22 protein-coding genes are annotated in these 20,424 nt (G+C 72.6%); 7 read left to right on the forward strand and 15 right to left on the reverse strand.

Translation table 11 applies throughout. The annotated features are described in order from the left end of the window. The first annotated feature begins 3 nt into the window (after positions 1-3). Positions 4-1,242 (forward strand): o-succinylbenzoate--CoA ligase, encoded by a 1,239-nt coding sequence (gene menE, locus NR111_RS06450; RefSeq protein ID WP_256820310.1) that lies wholly within the window; start codon positions 4-6, stop codon positions 1,240-1,242. After that, positions 1,239-2,192 (forward strand): 1,4-dihydroxy-2-naphthoate polyprenyltransferase, encoded by a 954-nt coding sequence (locus NR111_RS06455; RefSeq protein WP_256820311.1) that lies wholly within the window; start codon positions 1,239-1,241, stop codon positions 2,190-2,192. Before menE ends, NR111_RS06455 begins: the two co-directional genes overlap by 4 nt. Before the next feature lie 176 nt (positions 2,193-2,368). Here NR111_RS06455 and NR111_RS06460 read toward each other — a convergent pair whose 3' ends face one another. The 4 genes from NR111_RS06460 to NR111_RS06475 form a co-directional block, all read right to left on the reverse strand. Next, positions 2,369-2,998 carry a hypothetical protein gene (locus NR111_RS06460; RefSeq protein WP_206474826.1) on the reverse strand — a complete coding sequence of 210 codons (630 nt, stop codon included), beginning with the start codon at positions 2,996-2,998 and terminating at the stop codon, positions 2,369-2,371. Positions 2,999-3,148: 150 nt separating this feature from the next. Then, the gene (locus NR111_RS06465) at positions 3,149-4,501 is read right to left on the reverse strand and encodes a hypothetical protein (protein WP_206474825.1); all 1,353 of its coding nucleotides are present in this window, start codon (positions 4,499-4,501) and stop codon (positions 3,149-3,151) included. Between the two features lie 287 nt (positions 4,502-4,788). Continuing rightward, positions 4,789-5,625, reverse strand: coding sequence for a hypothetical protein (locus NR111_RS06470; RefSeq protein WP_256820312.1), 837 nt, complete (start codon positions 5,623-5,625; stop codon positions 4,789-4,791). A gap of 135 nt (positions 5,626-5,760) precedes the next feature. Then, positions 5,761-6,807 (reverse strand): hypothetical protein, encoded by a 1,047-nt coding sequence (locus NR111_RS06475; RefSeq protein ID WP_256820313.1) that lies wholly within the window; start codon positions 6,805-6,807, stop codon positions 5,761-5,763. Between the two features lie 174 nt (positions 6,808-6,981). On the opposite strand from NR111_RS06475, the gene NR111_RS06480 reads away from it, so the two are divergent. From NR111_RS06480 to NR111_RS06490, 3 genes are all read left to right on the forward strand, one after another. After that, positions 6,982-7,737 carry an ABC transporter ATP-binding protein gene (locus NR111_RS06480; RefSeq protein WP_206474822.1) on the forward strand — a complete coding sequence of 252 codons (756 nt, stop codon included), beginning with the start codon at positions 6,982-6,984 and terminating at the stop codon, positions 7,735-7,737. Beyond that, on the forward strand, positions 7,734-10,334 hold the full coding sequence (locus NR111_RS06485) for an ABC transporter permease (protein WP_256820314.1): 2,601 nt from the start codon (positions 7,734-7,736) through the stop codon (positions 10,332-10,334). Before NR111_RS06480 ends, NR111_RS06485 begins: the two co-directional genes overlap by 4 nt. A gap of 93 nt (positions 10,335-10,427) precedes the next feature. Further along, positions 10,428-11,297, forward strand: a complete 870-nt coding sequence (locus NR111_RS06490) for a hypothetical protein (RefSeq protein ID WP_256820315.1) — start codon at positions 10,428-10,430, stop codon at positions 11,295-11,297. A 123-nt stretch (positions 11,298-11,420) separates the two neighbouring features. On the opposite strand, the gene NR111_RS06495 is transcribed toward NR111_RS06490, so the two are convergent. Then, positions 11,421-11,771 carry a DUF4229 domain-containing protein gene (locus tag NR111_RS06495; protein WP_256820316.1) on the reverse strand — a complete coding sequence of 117 codons (351 nt, stop codon included), beginning with the start codon at positions 11,769-11,771 and terminating at the stop codon, positions 11,421-11,423. A 39-nt stretch (positions 11,772-11,810) separates the two neighbouring features. Here NR111_RS06495 and NR111_RS06500 point away from each other — a divergent pair, with 39 nt between their 5' ends. Then, entirely contained in the window at positions 11,811-11,972 is a 162-nt protein-coding gene (locus tag NR111_RS06500; RefSeq protein ID WP_167457827.1) for a hypothetical protein, read from the forward strand. A 72-nt stretch (positions 11,973-12,044) separates the two neighbouring features. Here NR111_RS06500 and NR111_RS06505 read toward each other — a convergent pair whose 3' ends face one another. The 6 genes from NR111_RS06505 to NR111_RS06530 form a co-directional block, all read right to left on the reverse strand. Further along, entirely contained in the window at positions 12,045-12,569 is a 525-nt protein-coding gene (locus tag NR111_RS06505; RefSeq protein ID WP_256820317.1) for a protein-tyrosine-phosphatase, read from the reverse strand. A 27-nt stretch (positions 12,570-12,596) separates the two neighbouring features. Continuing rightward, on the reverse strand, positions 12,597-13,373 hold the full coding sequence (locus NR111_RS06510) for an enoyl-CoA hydratase (protein ID WP_206474820.1): 777 nt from the start codon (positions 13,371-13,373) through the stop codon (positions 12,597-12,599). A 148-nt stretch (positions 13,374-13,521) separates the two neighbouring features. Next, on the reverse strand, positions 13,522-13,656 hold the full coding sequence (locus NR111_RS06515) for a hypothetical protein (protein WP_256820318.1): 135 nt from the start codon (positions 13,654-13,656) through the stop codon (positions 13,522-13,524). Between the two features lie 55 nt (positions 13,657-13,711). Further along, on the reverse strand, positions 13,712-14,371 hold the full coding sequence (gene rfbC / locus NR111_RS06520) for a dTDP-4-dehydrorhamnose 3,5-epimerase (protein WP_256820319.1): 660 nt from the start codon (positions 14,369-14,371) through the stop codon (positions 13,712-13,714). Between the two features lie 64 nt (positions 14,372-14,435). Then, positions 14,436-14,987: an LpqN/LpqT family lipoprotein gene (locus tag NR111_RS06525; RefSeq protein WP_256820320.1), complete on the reverse strand. Its 552-nt coding sequence runs from the start codon at positions 14,985-14,987 to the stop codon at positions 14,436-14,438. Positions 14,988-15,007: 20 nt separating this feature from the next. Then, on the reverse strand, positions 15,008-15,814 hold the full coding sequence (locus NR111_RS06530; RefSeq protein ID WP_082923945.1) for an SDR family oxidoreductase: 807 nt from the start codon (positions 15,812-15,814) through the stop codon (positions 15,008-15,010). 249 nt (positions 15,815-16,063) lie between these two features. Here NR111_RS06530 and NR111_RS06535 point away from each other — a divergent pair, with 249 nt between their 5' ends. Beyond that, positions 16,064-16,891: an oxygenase MpaB family protein gene (locus NR111_RS06535; protein ID WP_256820321.1), complete on the forward strand. Its 828-nt coding sequence runs from the start codon at positions 16,064-16,066 to the stop codon at positions 16,889-16,891. Positions 16,892-16,927: 36 nt separating this feature from the next. Here NR111_RS06535 and NR111_RS06540 read toward each other — a convergent pair whose 3' ends face one another. From NR111_RS06540 to rfbB, 4 genes are read right to left on the reverse strand one after another with little or no spacing between them, the layout of a single operon-like run. Then, on the reverse strand, positions 16,928-17,494 hold the full coding sequence (locus NR111_RS06540; RefSeq protein WP_256820322.1) for a YdcF family protein: 567 nt from the start codon (positions 17,492-17,494) through the stop codon (positions 16,928-16,930). Further along, the gene (gene rfbD, locus NR111_RS06545) at positions 17,491-18,477 is read right to left on the reverse strand and encodes a dTDP-4-dehydrorhamnose reductase (protein ID WP_256820323.1); all 987 of its coding nucleotides are present in this window, start codon (positions 18,475-18,477) and stop codon (positions 17,491-17,493) included. Before rfbD ends, NR111_RS06540 begins: the two co-directional genes overlap by 4 nt. Further along, positions 18,474-19,355: a glucose-1-phosphate thymidylyltransferase RfbA gene (rfbA, locus tag NR111_RS06550; RefSeq protein ID WP_256820324.1), complete on the reverse strand. Its 882-nt coding sequence runs from the start codon at positions 19,353-19,355 to the stop codon at positions 18,474-18,476. Before rfbA ends, rfbD begins: the two co-directional genes overlap by 4 nt. After that, positions 19,352-20,422 (reverse strand): dTDP-glucose 4,6-dehydratase, encoded by a 1,071-nt coding sequence (gene rfbB / locus NR111_RS06555; protein ID WP_256820325.1) that lies wholly within the window; start codon positions 20,420-20,422, stop codon positions 19,352-19,354. The genes rfbA and rfbB overlap by 4 nt, the downstream gene beginning before the upstream one ends. Between the last annotated feature and the right edge of the window lie 2 nt (positions 20,423-20,424).

Consider the following 20,424-nt stretch of genomic DNA (forward strand, 5'->3'; position numbering starts at 1 on the left):
GCCATGGCCGCCACCCGAGAACTGCGCACCCTGCCCGTCCCCGGCGGCGCGGCGGTCGCCGAGGTGTTCCCTGCGCTGGCGCAGATGCTCGCCGACCGCGGGCCGGCGCTGCTGCCGGTGCCGGCCGACGACCCGGTGCGCTCCCGGATCCTCGTCGACAGCCAGCGCCCCGGTGACCCGATCGACGACCGCACCGCGCTGGTGGTGAGCACGTCCGGGTCGACGGGCACGCCCAAGGGGGCGATGCTCTCCGCCGCCGCGCTCGCCACCTCCGCCGAATCGACCGACACCGCCCTCGGCGGGCCCGGCCGGTGGCTGCTCGCGCTGCCCGCGCATCACATCGCCGGGCTGCAGGTGATCCTGCGGTCGCTGCGCGCCGGGCACGAGCCGGTCGTGATGGACGTGACCCGCGGGTTCGACCCCGCGTCCCTGCCCGACGCGGTGGCCGCATGCCGGGCGGGGAGCAGCTCCCGCGCCGGGACGGGAGAGTCCGCGGCCGGGGGCAACAGCTCGGTGGCGGACCGCGCCTACACCTCGTTCGTCCCGGGCCAGCTGGCCAAGGTCCTCGACGACGGCCTGCCCGACGCCATCGCCGCACTGGCCGAGCTCGACGCGGTCCTGCTCGGCGGGGCCGCGGCCGCGCCGGAGCTGCTCGCCCGCGCCGCCGACGCCGGCATCCGGGTGGTCCGGACCTACGGCATGAGCGAGACCGCGGGCGGATGTGTGTACGACGGCGCCCCGCTCCCCGGGGTGACGGTGGAGGTCGACGACGACGAGGGCCGCGTCTGGCTGGCCGGCCCGCAGCTCGCGTCGGGGTACAGGAACGCACCGGATCACCCCGCGTTCGCCCGGGCGGGATGGTTCCGCACCGACGATGCCGGGACGCTCGACCCCGGGGGCAGGCTCCGGATCCTCGGCAGGCTCGACGAGGCGTTGAGCGTCGGTGGGCTCACTCTCCTCCCGCAGACCGTGGAGGATGCGCTCCGCACGCATCCCGCGGTGGTCGACGTCGTCGTCGTCGGGATCCCGGACGACCGGCTCCGGACCAGGCCCGTCGCGGCGGTCACGCTCCGCTCCCCCGCGTCCCCGGACGCCCTGCGCGCCCACGTGGCCGCGTCGCTGGGGGCGCATTCGGCGCCGGCGGTCGTCGCCGTGCTGGAGGCGTTGCCGACGCTGCCGGGCGGCAAGGTGGACCGACGCGGCGTCGCGGCGGGCGTCATCGATGGGACAATCGGGGCATGAGCCGCGAGACCGATCCCGTCACCCACCGCGAGACCACTCCCGCCACCGACGCCGCCCTCACCGAGCCCGGGGGCGCCACGCTCTTCCACTGGCTCGAGGGCGCCCGCCCCCGCACCTGGCCCAACGCGTTCGCCCCGGTGCTCGTCGGCTCGGCGGCCGCGGCGCTCGCGGGCGGGTTCGTGTGGTGGCAGGCGCTCCTGGCGCTCGTGGTGGCGTGGTCGTTCATCGTGGGCGTCAACTACGCCAACGACTACTCGGACGGCATCCGCGGCACCGACGACGACCGCGTGGGCCCGCTGCGACTGGTGGGCTCGGGACTGGCCCGGCCGGCGACGGTCAAGCGCGCCGCGTTCGGGTTCCTCGGACTGGGCGGACTCGCCGGGCTGGTGCTCAGTGCGACGTCGGCACCGTGGCTGATCCTGGTCGGGGTGGCCTGCATCCTGGCGGCCTGGTTCTACACGGGCGGCAGGACCCCGTACGGGTACCGCGGGTTCGGCGAGGTCGCGGTGTTCGTGTTCTTCGGCCTGGTCGCCGTGATCGGTACGCAGTTCACGCAGCTCGGGTCGGTCACCTGGTACGCGGTGGTCGCGGCCGTGGCGGTGGGGAGCTTCTCCTGCGCGGTGAACCTCACCAACAACCTGCGGGACATCCCCTCGGACGCCGAGTCCGGCAAGATCACGCTGGCCGTGCGCCTGGGCGACTCGCGGACCCGCGGCCTGCACGCGGTCCTGGAACTGCTGGTGCCGCTGTTGGCGACGCTCGCACTGATCCCGGCGACGCCCTGGGCGCTGCTGGGGCTGCTGTCGTTGCCGGTGGCGTGGAAGGCCAACGCGCCGGTGCGCGCACGGGCGACGGGTGCCGGACTCATCCCCGCGCTGACGATGGCCGGGATGGCAATGCTCGCGTGGAGCGTGCTGGTCAGCGCCGGGTTCGTGATCGCCTCGCTGTGACACGGCGGTGCGCGTTCACCCCGGCGGTCCGCGGAGGCCCGGCGACGAGCCCCCCGCGCCCGGCGCGGTACAGACGACGGCGGCCGGCCCCCACCTCGGGGACCGGCCGCCGTCGATGTACGTGCGGACTACCTGCCGGATGTACTGAGTGCCGGATGTACTGAATGCCGGGTGGGCTACTTGCCGAGTGAGCCCTCGGGCACGGCGTTCCAGGCGGACTGGATCCCGTTGTTGAGGGCCAGGGCGGCACCGCGGAGGGCGTCCTTGACCTGCTCGGGCACCGGCAGCGTGTCGATGTCGGCGATGGTGATCGTGCCGGGCGCCGGAGGGGCCACCGGCTCGGCCACGGGCGCCGGAGCCGGGGCCGGGGCGGGACGCGGTGCCGGGGCGCCGCCGCCACCGGTACCGCCGGTGGTCCCGCCCGCACCGCCGGTGACGGTGACCGTGGTCGTCTCGGTGCGTACCGGGACGCCGAAGATGAAGGCGGTCGCCACGGGCTCGTACACGCCCGCGACGGTGGGGGTGCCCCTGATCGCGGTGGTGGCCGGATCGTAGGACAGCCCGGGCGGCAGGCCTCGGAACTGGATCGAGGCGCCGGGGGGCGGGGTGACGTAGTCGCTGACCCGCCGCTCCATGTACTCGCCGACGCGCAGCGTCAGGGACGGCAGGGCCGCGGGTGCCACGTCGGTGGCCTCGACGACCAGGGGCGCGTGGTCGGGCGCCTCCGTCTGGCCGGACGCGACCCCGACCGCGGCCATGGCGGCGAGTGCGAGGGAGGAGGCGACGACAGGACGGGAGATACGCATATACGCCTTTCGGTGGTTACCGCCGCGAGATCGCGACCGCCCCACGGTAACCCAGGAATGCACCACACCCCGGGGCCATCTCACGAAGTGAGACGACCCCGGGGTGGAGGTGGTCACCGGCGGCCTACCCGGCCGCCGGGAGCCTGTCGATCAGCCGCGACCGTTGGCGACCGTCGGCCCGGGGGCCTGGACCCTGTTCGGGGCGCCGGCGGCGACAGTCGGCGCACCAGCGGCCACGGTCGGGGCGACCGACCCGGAGGAGCCACCGTTGCCGGTGTCGCTCGATCCGCCGGTGGTGGTGCCGCCCGTGGTGGTCGAACCGGGAAGGGCAGGCAGGATCGCGGTGGAGCCCGGGATCGAGGAGCCGCCGCCCAGCGCGAGGCTGAGCCCGGCGATGCCGAGGAGCGCGGCGCCCGTCAGCGCCAGCCCGGGGGCCAGCGCCCCGAGGGAACCGGTGTCCGCCGGGAAGGAGGAACCCGGGACGGTGATCTCGCCGCCACCGGTCAGATCCCCTCCGGTGACGATCTCGGCGCCGGTCTGGGTTCCGCCTGGGGTGGTGGAGCCGGGGAGCGTGGAGCCGGTCGTCTCGGTGTCGCCGTTTGTGGTCGAGCCGGTCTGGGCGCCCGAGTCGATCAGGGAACCGAGCGGGGCCAACGGGCCCAGGCTCTGGGTGTCCAGGCCGCCGGTGGCATCGCCGGTCGCCTCCCCGGTGGCGGTGGAGCCCGGGGTGCCGAGCGAGCCGTTGACCGGGGTCTCGGTGCCGGGGGCGTCGGTGTCCGGCACGTCTGGGGTCTCCGGCGCGCCGTTCGACAGGCTGCCGAGGCCGAGCTCACCGTTGGCCGCGCTGCCGAGCGGGCCGGTCGGCGCATCCGGGGCGTCCGGGCTCTCGGGGGTGACCCCGCCCTGTCCGGTCGAACCGGCGGCGAGCTCGGAGACGGAACCGGCGTCTCCACCGAGCGAGGAGACGATACCCGCCACGGCGCCGAGGATCGCGTCCGTTCCGTCGGAGCCCGTGGTGATCTGGCCACCGGCCTGCGCCTCGCCGCCGAGGCTGCCGTCCACGGCGGCCGTTCCCTCACCTGAGACGCCGGTCGGCGCGGAGCCGTCGGCATTGTTGATCGTCAGGGTGACGGGAATCGTGACGACTCCGCCGATACCACGCCCGGTCACCTGGATGGTGTACACGCCCGGAGTGGTCACAGTGCCCGAGATGCCACCGTTGCCGTCGTACTCCAGCCCTTCCGGAAGCCCGGTGACGTCTTCGACGACGAACCCGGCCGACTGAGTGGCCTGGACGAGCGCTCCTGCGTTGAAGGAGAACTCCGCCCCGGCGTCGAACGAGGGGGCGGCCACGGCGACGGTCTGGATGTCGTCACGGACGGTGGGCGCATCGGGAGCGGCGATGACCATTCCGCCCACGAGCGCGACCGCTGCTGCGGCTGCGACGGGGGCGGCAAGGCGACCCCGGACGATACGACGAGGACGGGCGAGGCGAGCACGCATCGGCTGGTTCCTTCCGGAGGGGTTCAGATCGCTCACTCCGCGGAACGGGAGGGCAGACCATTACGAGTGCCACTCTAACCACATACACACCAACTGTCTACTCCTGTCACATAAGTCACGTAGTTCTCATGAGCCACACCAGTAACACACCCCCCGGGTATATTCGCGCACGTGGATCCGCGCTCATTGCTTCGGCATGAGCTGCGCCGCAGGGAGACGACCGCGGGAAAATCACGGCGGCCCGGCCCCCGTGTCGGGGCCGGGCCGCAGGAGACCGAGAGGCGGGGTCAGGCGCCGGGGACCGGGACGGAGGTCGCGAGCGCCGCCTCACCGGCATCCGCGTCGTCCGAGTCGACACCGTCCCGGTTCGCACCGTCGGTGCTCGCGTCGTCGGAGGCGGAGATCGAAGTTCCGGTTCCAGCGTCGTCGACGGAGGTCGTGGTGGTGGCCGGGGAGGACGTGGTGGAGCTGGCGGTGGCCGTGCCGGTGACCGTGCTGACAGGATTGCCGTCACCGTCGACGATCACCGTGACCGGCGGCGGGACCATCTCGCCGCCGAAGACCAGCGTGCACAGGCCCTCGCTGAGCGAGCCGGCCTCGCCGACCAGCGCCGACCCGCGCCCCTCCCCCGCGACCATGTCGAGCAGGTTCGGGAAGGAATCCAGCGCCGAGGTGATCAGATCCATGACGCCGGTGGGGACGCCGTCGATCCCCAGCAGCGGGGAGAACTTGGCGACCGAACCGCCCAGGGCGGGCAACTCGCAGGCCGCGTCGGTCTCGGGCACCAGGTCGCCGACGCTCGTGTCGTCCCCGCTGGCGGAGTCGAGGCTGCCGGACTCGAGACTGCCCAGCGAACCGCCACCGAGGGAGCCCGCGTTGGCACCCTCACCGTCGGCTCCGTCCGCGCCGGAGGCGTCGTCGGTGGCGTCGTCGGAGGCCTCCCCGGACCCTCCGGCGAGGCTGGACGCGTGGGGGTCGCCCCCTTCGAGACTGCCGAGCGAGATGCTGCCGGACGCGGTCTCACCGGGGAGGGCGTCGTCGTCCTGCGCGTTGACGACGGGGACGGACAGGGCGACCAGCGTGAGTGCGGCGGCGGAGGCGGTGACGACCTTGCGGGTGAACATGTGTGATGGACCCTCTTCGACGGCGACGGACGTAATCGAGCCACTGCGCCCCTCCGGGCCGCCCGAGGTCGACAGGGGGACTCTATCGCCCCGACCCGCGCCCCGTGGGGACATTGCCCGGGGGCGCGGGGAGGGTCACTGCCCGAGGCTGCCCGCGCCGGTCGTGAGCAGACCCAGCAGCGCGGCGGGGCCGGCGTCCGTGACGGCGGCACCGGTGGTCGCCCCGCCCGTGGTGGCGTCGCCGCCCGCGGAGGTCGTCGCACCGCCCGTCGCGGTCTCGCCACCGGCCAGGCCGCCGAGCAGCGACGGAGAGATCGTGCAGAGGATCTGCCCCACCGAGCCGAGGCTCTCGACCGACCCGCCCTCGCCGAGCACGGACGGGAGCAGGTTGACGACCGTGTTGAGCAGAACCATCACGAGACCGGCCGATTCGGCGTCGTCGCCACCGGTCACCAGGGGCAGCAGCTGGGCCAGCGAGGCACCGTCCATCTGCCCGTCCCCGACGACCGCGCACAGATCCGGGGTGGCGCCGACCTCGTCGTCGTCCCCGGTCGTCTCACCGTCGCCGGCGCCCGTTCCGTCACCCTCATCGCCGGCGAGGGCGTCGTCCTCAGCGGTCGGATCACCGGGGACCGCCGAGAGCGTGGGGTCGGACTGCGTGGCGGTCGTCGTGGTCTCGGCCGTGGTGGCCGGGCTGGTGGTGGCCGGGCTGGTGGTGGCCGGGCTCGTCGTCGTCTCCTCGTCCTCCGACGGGGCACCCGCGCCGTCGGTGACGGTGATGGCGACCTTCTCCGACTGCGAGATCCCCGAGTTGGAGACGGTGACGAGCACCTCGTACTCGCCCGCGCGGGTGGGCGTGCCGGAGATGACCCAGCCGTTCTGGGTCAGACCGTCGGGCAGGCCGGTGACCTGCACCGTCGTCCCGGGCGGGATGGTGCCGCCGGCGGCCTGGGCGACCACGGGCTCGAGGTCGAGGTTGACCGCCGTACCGAGCGGGAGCTCCTGCGCACCGGCCTGGCCGGTCGCGTTCTGGGTCAGCTGGATGTCGCCGGCGTCGACGGCGGCGGGCGCGCCCACCGCGGCGACGGTGCCACCGCCGACCACGGCGAGCGCGGCCAGGGCTCCGCCGAGGGCGAGGGAACGGGAACGGGGGGCGGTGCGGTGCGAGCGTCGCTGGAACATGAGGTCACCTTGTCGTCCGGGAGCTGGGCACGACCGGGTCCGGCCCAGTCACACACGTACCATACGTCACATCAGTCACATGGGCCACAGGTGCGGTGTCGTGTCGGACCGGGTCTCCGCAACCGGGGTCCCTACACTCACCTCCGGACGCCACGCCGCGACGGAAGGACCCACGTGACCCCACCCCCCGAGATCGCGATCCGGGCCCACGGCCTGCGCAAGACCTATTCCCACGGACGGGTGAAGGTACGCGCACTGGACGGCGTGGACGTGGCGATCGACAAGGGGCGCTGGACCGCCGTCATGGGCCCGTCCGGCAGCGGCAAATCCACCCTCATGCACTGCCTGGCCGGCCTGGACACGCCCGACCACGGCACGGTATCGATCGGATCGACCGAGATCACCCGCCTCGGTGACGCGGGACGCACCCGGCTGCGGCGCACCCGGGTGGGCTTCGTGTTCCAGTCCTTCAACCTCGTGCCGGCGCTCTCGGTACGCGAGAACATCGCGCTCCCCGTGCGGATGGCGCTGCGTCGCCCGGACCGGTCGCGCCTCGACTCGCTGGTCGGCGAGCTCGGGATCGGCGACCTGCTGAAGCGGCGCCCGCACGAGCTGTCCGGCGGCCAGCAGCAGCGGGTGGCCATCGCCCGCGCCCTCCTGCCGCGCCCGGACGTGGTGTTCGCCGACGAGCCGACCGGCAACCTCGACTCCGAGTCCGGCGAGTCGGTGCTGGGACTGCTCGGCGCGTGTGTCCGCGAGGCCGGCCAGACCGTCGTCATGGTCACCCACGACGCGCACGCCGCCGCCCACACCGACACCGTGGTGGTACTGGCGGACGGACGGATCGCCGACGAGGTCCCCTCCCCCACCCCCGAGGCCGTCCACACGGCCATGCGCTCGCTCACCGGCCGCCGGCCGGCCACCGCGTGAGCCCCCACCTGGTCCTGGGTCAGCTGCGCGCACACGCGGGCCGCTACCTCGGCACCATCCTGGCGATCGCCGTGGCCGTCGGCTTCGTCCTGGCCTCGGTGGGCGTACTCCGCACGATGACCGCCAGCGCCGACGCGACCTTCGGGATGCGGTACTCGGGCACCGCCGTGCTCGTGCAGAACCTCGGCGACCGCACCTCCGCCGGCACCGACGCCGCGCGCGAGGAGGCGGCCGAGGCCCAGCGGCTCGGCCTGGAGGCCATCGCCGCCACCCCCGGGGTGCGGGCCGTCACCGTGGACGCCCAGACCTACGTGCGGGTCCGCGCCGAGGGACGCGCCCAACAGGTGACGACGACGACGGCGCTCGCCACCGACGACGGTCTGCGCTGGCAACCGCTGGCCGACGGGCGGCTCCCCGCCGCTCCCGGTGAGGTGGCGATCCGCAGTGACGCGGACCTCCCGCTGGGCGCCACGTTCGAGGTGCTGCCGAGCGGCGCCGGTGATCCCGTCCCCGTCACGGTGGTGGGGCTGTTCGACCTTGCAGGGCAACCGGACATGAACTCGGCGTTCCCCCTCTACACCGTCGACGAGCAGGTACAGCAGTGGGCGCCGAACGGGGCCGGGGGCGATATCCGTGTGGCCGGCGACGGCACGGTGTCGGACGAGGCGCTGGCGGCGGAGATCGAGCAGCGCCTGGACCGGATCCCGGGCACGTCCGCCGTCGAGGTGTCCACCGGCGCGGCCGAGGCGGACGCTCTCGCGGAGTCCTTCATCGGCAGCCGCGACGTCTACACCCGGGCCCTGCTGGCCTTCACCGTGCTGGCCGTCGCGGTGGCCGCGCTGGTCATCGGCACGACCTTCGCGGTGGTGTTCGCCGGCCGCGTCCGGGAGACGGCACTGTTGCGCTGCCTGGGCGCCTCGCGGCTGCAGTTGCGACTGTCCGGGATGGCCGAAGCCCTGGTCGTCGGCGCCGTGGCGACCGCCGCGGGGTTGGCGTTGGGTCGGTTCGCGGTCTCACTCGCGGCCCGGGAGGCCCCCCGACTCGGCGTGACGATTCCCCTGCAGGAGGTCAGCGTCCCCGGATCCGCCTATCTGCTCGCCGCCGCGGTGGGCGTGGGCGTCACCCTCGTCACCGCTCTCCCGCCCCTGTGGCGCGCCACCTCCGGCAGCCCACTGGAGGCGCTGCGCCCGGCCGATGTACGGCCCGACCCGTGGTGGCGGCGGCTGGCTATGGTCGCGGTGGGTGCCGTGGTGGGCGCCTTCGGCTGGCACTCGATGTCGGCGGCCGTCGAGGCGGGGGCCGTCGTCGAGGCCGGCGCGTGGGGCGTTCTCGCGTTCCTGGGGATCCTGGCCGTGGTCGCCGGTGCCCTGCCCACCCTGCTCGGGGCGCTCGGCAGCGTGGTGGGGGTGCTGCTCGGCCCGGTGGGTCTGCTCGGCGCACGGAACATCGCCCGCAGTCCGCGCCGCACCGCCGCCACCTCGGCGGCCGTACTGGTGGGCGTGACTCTCACCGCGACGATGGTGACCGGCATCGCCCTGCTCGGACCGGCCATCCAGGCACGGCTCGTCGACCGCGTCCCGCTGGACATCGCCGTGACCGCATCGAGCGGCGACACCCTGCCCGAGGGACTGCCGTGGACGCTGGCGGAGCTCCCGGGCGTGGACGAGTCCCTGGTCGTGACCGACATGTACGCGGAGGGCCCCGGGGGAAAGCGCACGGTCCTCAGGGTCGCCGACCCGGAGCGGGTCGGCGACGTGATGCGCCGCGACGTCGTATTGCCCGGGCCCGGGGAGATCGTGCTCCCGGAGTCCTCCCCCGTGGCCGCCGGTGCCCGCGACGGCGAGACCGTCCGGTTCACCTTCTTCTCCGATGCCGACGGTCGCGACCTGGTCGTGCGTCGGACGAGCGATCAGTGGGCCCTGGCCGCGCCCGGGAGCGTGCCCGCCTGGCCCGTGGCGCAGTTGCCCGACGGGTCCCCGTGGCCGGACGACGTGGAGGTGCCCACCCAGTTCGTCCCACGCACCGAGGTCTGGCTGCGCATGGATGACTCCCTGGCCGGTCAGCAACTCGAGTCGGCACTGCAGGGCGTGCGTTCCGCCGTCGTGGACGCCGCTCCCGACGCTGCCGTCACCGAGAGCTTCGCCTCCCGCGAGCAGATCGCCACCTCCGTCCGGACCGTCCTCACCTCCAGCTCGCTGCTGCTGGCGGTGGCGGTCGCACTGGCCCTGGTGGGGGTCGCCAACACGCTCACGCTGGCCGTCCGGGAACGGACCCGGGAGATCACCCTGCTCAGAGGCGTCGGGGTCACCCGCACCGGCGTGTGGCTCATGCTTGTCCTCGAGACCGCGTTGGTGGCCGCCTGCGCCGCAGCCCTCGGCGTGCTGCTGGGGTCGGCCTTCGGCACGGCCGGGGCGGCCGCGCTCACGGGGACCGGTTCCGGCGCGGGAGGCATCTTCAGTGACCTCGGTGGGGTCGGTAACGATGGTGTACCCGTGGCCGATCTGGTGAAGGTGGGGTTCGGGGGCGCCCTCGCGGCTGTCCTCGCCGCCGCCGTCGCCTCCGTCGGGGCGGTCCGATCCCGGGTCGCGTCGGACTAGATGCTCGCGCTTCCCGACCGTCCTCCGGGGTGAAAAAGATTCCACCCCGTCCGTCCGGTAGCCATCCTTTGACAGAACTGAGACACTATCGTTATGAGAACTCGGGTGCTCCTCGCCGCCGGCGCAACAGCGCTGGTGGCCGCGTCCTGCGCGCAGCCGGAGCCACAGGTGCTCTCCGAGGCTCCGCGCTCTGCGTCCGCGACGGAGATCACGTCGCCGACCACCACCGAGCGTGACGAGCAGCCCGGGAAGTTCATCGCGCGATGTGCGACCGAGGCCGACGGCGGGACGCCCGGCCTCACCATCTTCACCGACGGATCGCAGAACGTCACCGATCACTGCCTGAGCAGGTACTACATCGGGGTCCAGCCCGCTCCCGGGGCACTGTACGTACCCGACGAGGAGGCCGGTACCTACGCGCCTCCCAGCGAGACCGCACCCGTCGAGACGACGGGCGAACAGTGGACGCCCGCCCAGCCGCGAACCGATATCGGGTTCGAGGATGATCAGGAGCTCCTCGGCGACGGGGAGACGACCGAGAACCCGGAGGAGCCGGGCACCGAGGATCCCGACACGGACGATCCGGATACCCCGACGAGCCCGACCGACGGCACTTCGCCCACCTCGCCCACCTCGCCCACGACGCCGCCCACGACCGAGCCGGGCAGCACCGAGCCCGGCGTGACGGATCCGACCACTCCCGGGACCAGCACTCCCGGCACCACCGAACCCGGCGACACCACCCCCACGGGGACCGGCTCGTCCGAGCCGACGACGGTGCCCACCGTGACCGAGGCGCCGCAGGAACCGCAGCCGGGCCCGCTGACATCCGTGATGTCCGCCGCCCCGTCCGGCTCGGTCGGCCCCACGGGGTCGCAGACCCCCACCGAGTCGGGGACGTCAGTGGGGCTCCCCGCGTTCCGCTGGCCCGGATCGTTCTGGCCGGGCGGCCCGCAGGGCTGACCTTCCGACGGCATGCCCTCCGACCGGGTGTGAACTCCGGCCGGGCGTGACGCCCGGCCGGGCGTGACGCCCGGCCTGGTGTGACGCCCGACCGGAAACCGCGCCGGTCTGGTGTGACGAGCGTCAGGCCTCGTTCATCCGACGGCGCAGGTCCTCGCGCTTCTCCCGTCGTCCGGCGTCGACCGCCGCGATGTCGGAGTTGATCTGCGCGCGCATCCGGCTGAACAGCACCATCGACAGGGGCAACGCGATCAACACGGAGATGATCGCGGCGACGAGCACCGGGACCTGCACACCCGCCAGGCTGCCGATCCCGATGATGAGCAGCGTCAACGCCACCACCAGCAGGAGTCGGACGACGGTGTAGACGACCATGTTGCGGGCCAGTCGCGCTCCGGGCGCGGACCCCTCCGGTGTGGCCGCCGGGCTGGCCGTCCCCTCCGCGGGGCGTGTTGTCTCGTCTCGCTCGCTCATGGTCCCCAGGATACGTATCGTGGTGGGAAGGAGGTTCGAGTGATCTGGCTGTTCGCACTCATCGGAGTGGTGACCGTGGCGATCCTGCTGTGGCGGGCCTTCGGGCCCGGGTCACGGCCGGCTCCCCCACGGGTGATCGCCCCGGACGACGACCCTGATTTCCTACGGGATCTGGACCGTCGCAAACCGCTGGACCCCTGACGTCGGCAGCGCACGGGTCCGGGCGCAGCCCTGCCCGGTGCCGCTCTGCCCGGCCGGGCATCGCCGGCCGGGTCAGCTGCGTGACAGCAGGCTGACGATGGAGTCCACGGCGTCGCTGATCTGCGCCCCCGTGCGGTCAAACACCTCCGGTTCCCGGCCGATCGGATCCTCCACGTCGAGCGCGGGATCGTCGGTGTCGATACTCAACCTCGCCCGCGACAGACCCGCGAGCGTGACGGACTCGTCGGAGTCGGCGAGCCGGGCGGCTTCCAGGATCGTGTAGGTCTTCTTCCACAGCAACGGCGCCAGTTCCTGCACGGCATCGCGGTGCGCCCGGGTCGCGGTGAGGACGAGGTCGCGTCCTGTCAGCAGCCGGGCTGTGAGCAGTCGCGACGCGAAGCCCCCGCCGTCTCCCCCGTACCCCTGCAGCACCCGTAGGGTCTCGCGGTGGATCTCGACACCATTGGCCGCCCGCGTCCCCGCGGAGTCGACCGACACATCGAGTCCGGCTGCCGCGGTTCGCGCGGCCAGCAGACGCTCGGCCAGCGGCGACCGACACATGTTGCCCGTACACACCGTCATCACCGAGATCGCCATGGCGACGATCCTAGTGCGCGCTGCGCGTCACTCCCCGCGCCACTGCGGGGCGCGCTTCTCGAGGAACGCGGACATGCCCTCCTGGGCGTCGCAGGTGACGGCGTTGGTGGCCATGGTCTCGGCCATCTCCCGGTACGCCTCGTCCTGGGGCAGATCGATCTGCCGGTAGAAGGCCTGCTTGCCGATCTCCAACGTCAGCGGGCTGGAGTGGGCGATCTGCAGCGCCAGCTCATCGACCCGGGAACGCAGGTGGTCCCCGGGCACCGCCTCGTTGATCAGCCCCCAGTCCACCGCGGTGGCGGCGTCGATCGTCTCACCGGTCAGCAGCATCTGCATGGCCCGCTTACGGCCGATGGAGCGGGAGACCGCCACCATGGGGGTCGAGCAGAACAGGCCGATCTTCACGCCCGGGGTGCCGAAACGCGCGGTGTCGACCGCCACGGCCAGATCGCAGGTGGCGACGAGCTGACAGCCGGCGGCGATCGCGTGGCCCTGCACCTCGGCGATGACCGGCTGCCGGATCGCCTGGATGGTCTCCATGAGCTGCACGCACGTGGTGAAGACTTCGCGCTCCTGCGTGAGGGTGCGGTCGACCATTTCACTGATCTCGTGCCCGGCGGACAGCGCGGGGCCGGACCCGGTGAGCACGACGACCCCGCAGTCGGGGTCGTCACCGAGGTCGCGGATCGCCGCCGTCGCCTCCCGCATCATCTGCAGGGAGAGCGGGTTGCGACGCTCGGGCCGATCGAGTGTGACGCGGGCGATCGGGCCGCTGCGCTCGACGAGGACGAAGGGGGTGCTCATGGGGCCTCCGGAGGGGATGAGGAACTAGCCTCCCCTGGTTCTACCCCGCGGCGCCCGTCGACGGGCCGGGACGGGGCCGGGGCGCCCCCGCCGGGGCGTGGCGAGGCGCGTGGCACTCCCCTCCGGTCACCCCGGGCCCCGGGCCGGGTCAGTTCGCGGCGGCCTCGTGCGTGCCGTCGCACCACTGCTCGGCGGGGACGGTGTCCTTGACCTGGTCGACATGCTGACCGCAGCCGTCCCACGTGGTCTTGCCGCAGACGGGGCAGGCGACGGGGTAACACATAAGAATCTCCTCAGATCCGACGTCATACCCTAGGGGGTATACCCGTAAGGGTATGTCAGTTCTCGTCCGGCCGCCACTCGGCGTCGACCCTGGGCGTGGCCTCACGCAGTCGTTCGACGTGCGCCTGACACTCCTCCCACTGCGGGAGCCGGCCCGCGGCGGCGACGTCGAGCAGGCTCGGGGCGTCGCGGTCGCGCTCGCTCATGACGTGCTCGATCGAGGTGCCGTCGAGGGCCGATCCGGGCCAGTCGATCGCGATCTTGGGATCGAAGGCGTCGATGACGTGCTCGGCCCCGGGCCGCCAGCCCTCCGAACAGAAGTACATCACCGTGGATTGCGGCTCGAGGGCCAGGAAGCCGTGCGCCACGCCCTCGGGGATGTAGATCGCCCGCTGCTCCACGGAGTCCAGGATGACCCCGGCCCACTCGCCGAAGGTCGGCGAGCCCACGCGGACGTCCACGACCACGTCGAAGACCGTGCCGGACGGGCACAGCACGTACTTGGCCTGACCAGGCGGGACCTCGGCGAAGTGCAGGCCGCGCAGGACCCCCTCCCCCGAGACCGACACGTTGACCTGCGCGAGATCGAAGCGGTGGCCGGTCATGCGACGGAAGGTCTCGTCGGTGAACGCCTCGTGGAACACCCCGCGGTCGTCAGAGATCTGCCGGGGGGTGATCTCCCACGCCCCCGACACGCTGAGCTCGCGTAGTTGCACTCCGGTCCCGCCTTCCCGTTGTCTATCGATCCCGGTCGCCCCCGGCGCCCGGGTCACGACCACCCTAGCCGCGCATGGCGTCCACGATCTGCGCTGCCGTCCACTCGCCGATCAGCAGACAACCCATGGCGTCGTCGTGGACGGAGGCGTCCTCGTCCCATCCGGTGACGACGAACTGGAAGATGTAGGTGGCCTCGTCGTCGCTCCATCCCACGATCAGACTCGAGGTCGCCATCCGGCCCGGCTCGGCGGTGTAGGTGCCCCTCAGGTAGCGGTAGATGCTACGGACGGCTCCGGCGGACTCGTCCCCTTCACCGGCGACCTGCTCGAGCAGTGTCCAGTCGGGCAGTGCGTCGGCGGTGGCGACGATCATCTCGACCGCCTGCTCGGTGTCCATCGCGGGCGCGACACGGGCGCAGGTGGCCACCGCGTTGGGTGAGAACCCGTCACGGTGCGCACCCGGGTCCACGTAGATCACCGCGGACGGCTCGGGCGATTCGATGCACTGCCACGGCGGGCTGTCCACCCAGGTCAGCGGCTGTGCGGCCACGGCCATCGGTGGGCTCGCCTCGAGAATGCGACCGGTCGACGCGCAGTACTCCTGGATCGAGGTCATCTCCGGATCCCCGCGCCCCGTCAGCCCTGTAGTCCCGCGCCGACGATGTGCGCGCCACCGTCGACGACGAGGGTCTGCCCGGTCATCCAGTGCGCGTCATCGGATAGCAGGAACGCCACGGGGCCGGCGATGTCGTCGGGCACCCCCAGTCGCCCGGCTGGCAGCGCCGCGGACATGGCCTCCTCGCGGCCGGAATACAGCGCCTCGGCGAACCTGGTCTTGACCACGCCCGGGGCGACGGCGTTGACGCGCACGGCGGGTCCGACCTCTACGGCGAGCTCCTGGGTCAGCCGCATGACCAACGCCTTGGTGGCGCCGTACCAGCCGATCCCCGGCGACGGTGCCAGGCCGGCGATGGAGGCGATGTTGACGACGGCGCCGCCGCGCTCGCCGAGGCCCGAGTGGTAGACCTTCTGCGTCCAGGACAGGGTGCCGAGGGCGTTGACCTCGGTGATCTTGCGGGCCGCGGCGAGGTCGATGTCCACCGTGCGGCCGAATGCCGGGTTGATCCCCGTGTTGTTGACCAGCAGGTCGATGGGCCCGAACGACTCTTCGGCCCGGGCCACGACCTCACGCTGGTGGTCCTCGTCGTCGCTCTTGCCCGCCACCGCCAGCACCCGCTCCGGTGTGCCGAGGTCGGCGACGGCGTCGTCGAGCCCCTCCTGGCCGCGCGCCGTGATGACCACCGACGCGCCTTCCGCGAGCAGGCGACGGGCGATGCCCAGGCCGATCCCGCGGCTCGCGCCGGTGACGAGCGCGGTGCGGCCGGCGAAGCGGTCCGGGACGACGGGGCCGGTCCGGGGGGCGGGCAGGGGGGTAGCGGTCACGGCCGTCTCCTTGCGAGGGTCGGAATGCGTCTGGCGTGCGTCGCCCAGCCTAGAGGCCGTGTCGGTGTGCCAGGCCGCGCCGGGGCCTCACGGCATCTCCTCAGCGGACCCTCCGGCTTTCCTTCACTACGGCGCCGCCGGGCGCTAGAGTTCGTGACAGGTCCCATCCGGCCGCCCCCTCGGGCGGCTCCACTACCCCGGGGTGTGTGCATGTCACCACTAATTCCACGCGCTGGCGCGGACTCACCCGTGTGCTCGATCCTCGATATCCCGGGCCCGCGGTGGTTCACGGCGAGCGATCCCATCTGGCGGGTCCACGGCGACGTGTCCACCCCGATCGGCATCACGACCGGTCTGCTCATGCTCGCCGCCGACCCCGCCTACTCCGCCGTGATGGTCGCGTGCGGTGCGGACGCCGAGCCGTGGACGATGGACGACTACCTGCACGACCTCGTGGAGATCTCGACCTTCGGCACGGTCGATGACGCCATGGTGACCATCGAGCACGCCCGTCGTGACCACAATTCGTTCTCCGGCACCACCGAGTACGGCGACTACTTCTATGGCTCCGACCCCGGGCTGATCCAGTGGTCGCAGGCCGCCATGACGTGGGCCCTGCTCGTCGCCTTCCAGCGCTTCTCGGGGCGTCCCCTGTCCCCCGCCGAATCCGACCGGTACGTCTACCAGTGGGCGGGCCTCGCGCGGCTCCACGGTGCCCGCAGCTTCCCCTCGACCGTCCGCGAACTCGAGCAGCTCCTGCGCAGGTCCCGCGGCCGCGCCCGGCCCACCGATGCCGGTCGCCGCGCGGCGAGGAAGCTCCGTGAGGACTCCCGCGCCTGCCCCGGGGTCACGGAGAACTCGGTGATCGCGCACCGGTCGTGCACGACGGTCGTGGACGCCGCGGCGAGCCTGGTGCCGTCGGAGGTGCGCCGCGCGCTGGATCTCCCGCACCGTCCGATGGACCGCGCGGCAGTGTTCGGGAGGATCACCAAGGCGCACCAGGGCCTGTCCTCGCCGCGGCTCACGACCCGGGCGCCCATCGCGGCCCCGTCGGCGATGCGGGCCCGGACCGCCTGAGCCCCGCCTCGCGCGTAACACCCCGGCCGCCCGGGGTCACCAGTGGCCGTTGACGCGGCCCTTGATCCATCCGGCGGCCTCCCACACCAGATGAACCGGCAGCATCCCACGGTCGAGCCGCTCGACGGGCACCATCCGCACGTCCAGACCGGTGGCGGTGCGCATCCATGTCCCCGCCCGGAGGGTGTGGGGCCGGTTGGTCACCACCAGGATCCGGTCCCACCCGCGCACCCGCGCGATCGACGCGACCGTCTGCGCCTCGCCCCAGGTGGTGCGCGGGTCGGGCGAGAAGCACACGACCTCGGCGCCCGCGGGTCGGGCGATTCCGGTGCACAGCCGCCGGGCCACCGTCTCGGAAGTGCCGCCGGGGTTGCTCACGAGCAGCGTGTCGGCATACCCGGCTTCCACGAGGTCCCGGGCGTACAGGTGGCGACCGTCGTCGGCGCCGGCGAGCATCACCACGGCGTCGGCGTGAACGGGCTCGTCGGCGCGCGGCTGAAGCAGGAACGCGCCCCACGCCGTGAGAGCGAGCGCGGCGACGGCGGCGGCCGCCACCGCGGCGGCGCTCCCGGCCGCGAGCACTCCGTGGCGGGTCCGGTTCACGACCCGGGTCCCGGGAGGTCGCCCCGCTCCCGCTGTCGCTGGGCGATCCAGCCCTCGTGGGCGATCGCGCGGACGAGATCCTGCGTCCAGTCGTCCATCGGCTCCAGCCCGACGGCACGCCACGAGGCATCGGAGAGCACGGAGAAGGCCGGCCTCGGAGCGGGGCGCGCGAACTCCTCACTGGTGCAGGGTCGCACCCGCTCGGGATCAGCCCCGAACCACGTGAACACCGCCCGGGCGAGGTCGAACCACGTCGCGCGGCCTCCCCCTGCCAGGTGCAGGGTCAGGCCCCGCGCGTCGAAACCGCCCCAGGCCTCCCCGCCGACGAGGCCGAGCAGTTGATCGGCCAGCGGCGCCGTGTAGGTGGGCGAACCCCACTGGTCGTCCACCACCGAGAGCGTGTCCCGCTCGCGCTCGAGGCGGACCATGGTGTCGACGAAGTCCGAACCGCGCAGCCCCTGCCCGTGGCGCACGGGGCCGGTGTACACCCACGCGGTGCGGACGATCGTCGTCTCGGGGTACACCGCCAACGCCGCCCGTTCCCCCGCGAGTTTGGTGCGCCCGTACGCGGTCACCGGCGCGGTCGGGTCGTGCGGCTCGAGCGCCGGAGCGGTGGCCGGGTCGCCCCCGCCGGGGACCTCGCCCGAGAAGACGTAGTCGGTGCTGATGTGGACCAGCCGGATCCCGCGGTCGCGGCACGCCACGGCCAGCGATTCCACGCCGTCGGCGTTGACCGCGTGCGCGGTGACCTCGTCGGCCTCCGCGCCGTCGACGTCCGTGTACGCGGCCGCGTTGATCACGACCTCCGGTGCGTGACGGTCCAGGGCGGAGGCGATCGAGGCCGGGTCGGTGAGGTCGAGCTCGTCGCGGCCCACCGCGACCGCGCCACCGCCGAGCTGACGCCTCGATTGCCTGTCCAGGTAGTGCCCGAGCTGTCCGCGGCCGCCCGTCGCGAGGATCCGCGGCCACCGGCCGGCGGTCACAGGCTGCGCCCCTTCTCGCGGCGCAGAATGTCCAGGAGGTACAGGCCGTACCCCGATTTGCGCAGGTCGTGGGCGCGGGCGGTGAGCTCGTCGTCGTCGATATACCCCATACGCCATGCCACCTCCTCCGGGCAGCCGATCTTCAGGCCCTGCCGGTCCTCGATCGTGCGGACGTAGTTGCTCGCGTCGAGTAGGGAGTCGTGCGTACCCGTGTCCAGCCACGCCGTTCCCCGTGGCAGCACCTCCACCTGCAGTCGGCCCTCGCGCAGGTAGTGCCGGTTGATGTCGGTGATCTCGTACTCGCCGCGCGCGGACCTGCCGAGCCCGCGCGCCACGTCCACCACGTCGGCGCTATAGAAGTAGAGGCCGGGAACGGCGAAATCGGAGGACGGGTCCTCGGGCTTCTCCTCCAGGCTGATGGCGCGGCCGTCGGCGTCGAAGTCGATCACCCCGTACTCGCTCGGATTGGAGACGCGGTAGGCGAACACGGCGCCGCCCTCGGGCTCGGCGAAGCGCCGCAGCTGCGTACCCATCCCCGGCCCGTAGAAGATGTTGTCGCCCAGGATGAGGGCCACCGGCTCGTCGCCGATGTGCTCGGCACCCAGCACGAACGCCTGCGCCAGCCCCTCCGGCGCCGCCTGCTCCACATAGCTCAGGGCGATGCCGAACTGGCTGCCGTCACCCAGCAACCGGCGGAACTGCGGAGCGTCCTGGGGGGTCGTGATGATGAGGATGTCCCGGATCCCCGCCAGCATGAGCGTCGACAGCGGGTAGTAGATCATCGGCTTGTCGTACACCGGCATCAACTGCTTGCTCGTCGCCAGGGTGAGCGGGCTCAACCGGGTGCCGCTGCCGCCGGCCAGGACGATCCCCTTCACCGCGTGGCCCCCGGGTCCAGCACGTGTTCCGTCCGCGCGTACTTCGCCTCGACGCGCTCCTTGACCGGCTCCCACCAGTCGCGATGGGTGGAATACCACTCGATCGTCTGCCGCAAGCCCTCGCGCAGGTCGGTGTGCCTCGGCTCCCAGCCCAGTTCCTGCCGGGTGGCGGTGGCGTCGATGGCGTAGCGCAGGTCGTGGCCCGGCCGGTCGGTGACATGGTCGAAACCCGGGTCGCCCCCGGTGCCGGCCCCGTTTCCCCCAACGCCGCCAGCCACCCCCATGAGCTCGCAGATCATCTGCATCACCTGCAGGTTCGAGTGCTCACCGTCCGCGCCAATGAGGTACGTCCGGCCCGGCTCGCCCGCGGCCAGGATGCGCAGGACCGCCGCGTTGTGGTCGTCGACATGGATCCAGTCCCGCACGTTGGCCCCACTGCCGTAGAGGCGGGGCCGGCGACCGTCGAGGATGTTGGTGATCTGACGCGGGATGAACTTCTCGACGTGCTGGAACGGGCCGTAGTTGTTCGAGCAGTTGCTGATGGTGGCCCGCACCCCGAAACTGCGGACCCACGCGCGCACGAGCATGTCGGCCCCGGCCTTGGTGGCCGAATACGGGCTCGACGGGTTGTACGCCGTGTCCGGGGTGAACTTGGCCGGGTCGTCGAGTTGCAGGTCCCCGTACACCTCGTCCGTCGACACGTGGTGCAGGCGCACGTCATGCCGCCGACACGCCTCGAGCACGGCGTAGGTGCCGACGATGTTGGAGTGCAGGAAGGGCCACGGGGTGGCCAGCGAATTGTCGTTGTGGCTCTCCGCAGCGAAGTGCACCACAGCGTCGTCCGGCCCCGTCAGCTCGGCGACCAGCCGGTCCGTGACCGCCGGGTCCGCGCAGTCCGCCTCGACCAACTCCACCCGCTCGGCGGGCAGTCCGTCCAGGTTGGCGCGGTTGGCGGCGTACGTCATGGAATCCAGCACCGTGATGTGGGCGTCCGGGTACTCGCGGACCGCGGTGTGGACGAAGTTGGCGCCGATGAACCCGGCTCCCCCGGTGACGACGAGGCGCATGG

This window comes from Dietzia sp. Die43 (assembly GCF_024519835.1).
Lineage (GTDB): Bacteria > Actinomycetota > Actinomycetes > Mycobacteriales > Mycobacteriaceae > Dietzia > Dietzia kunjamensis.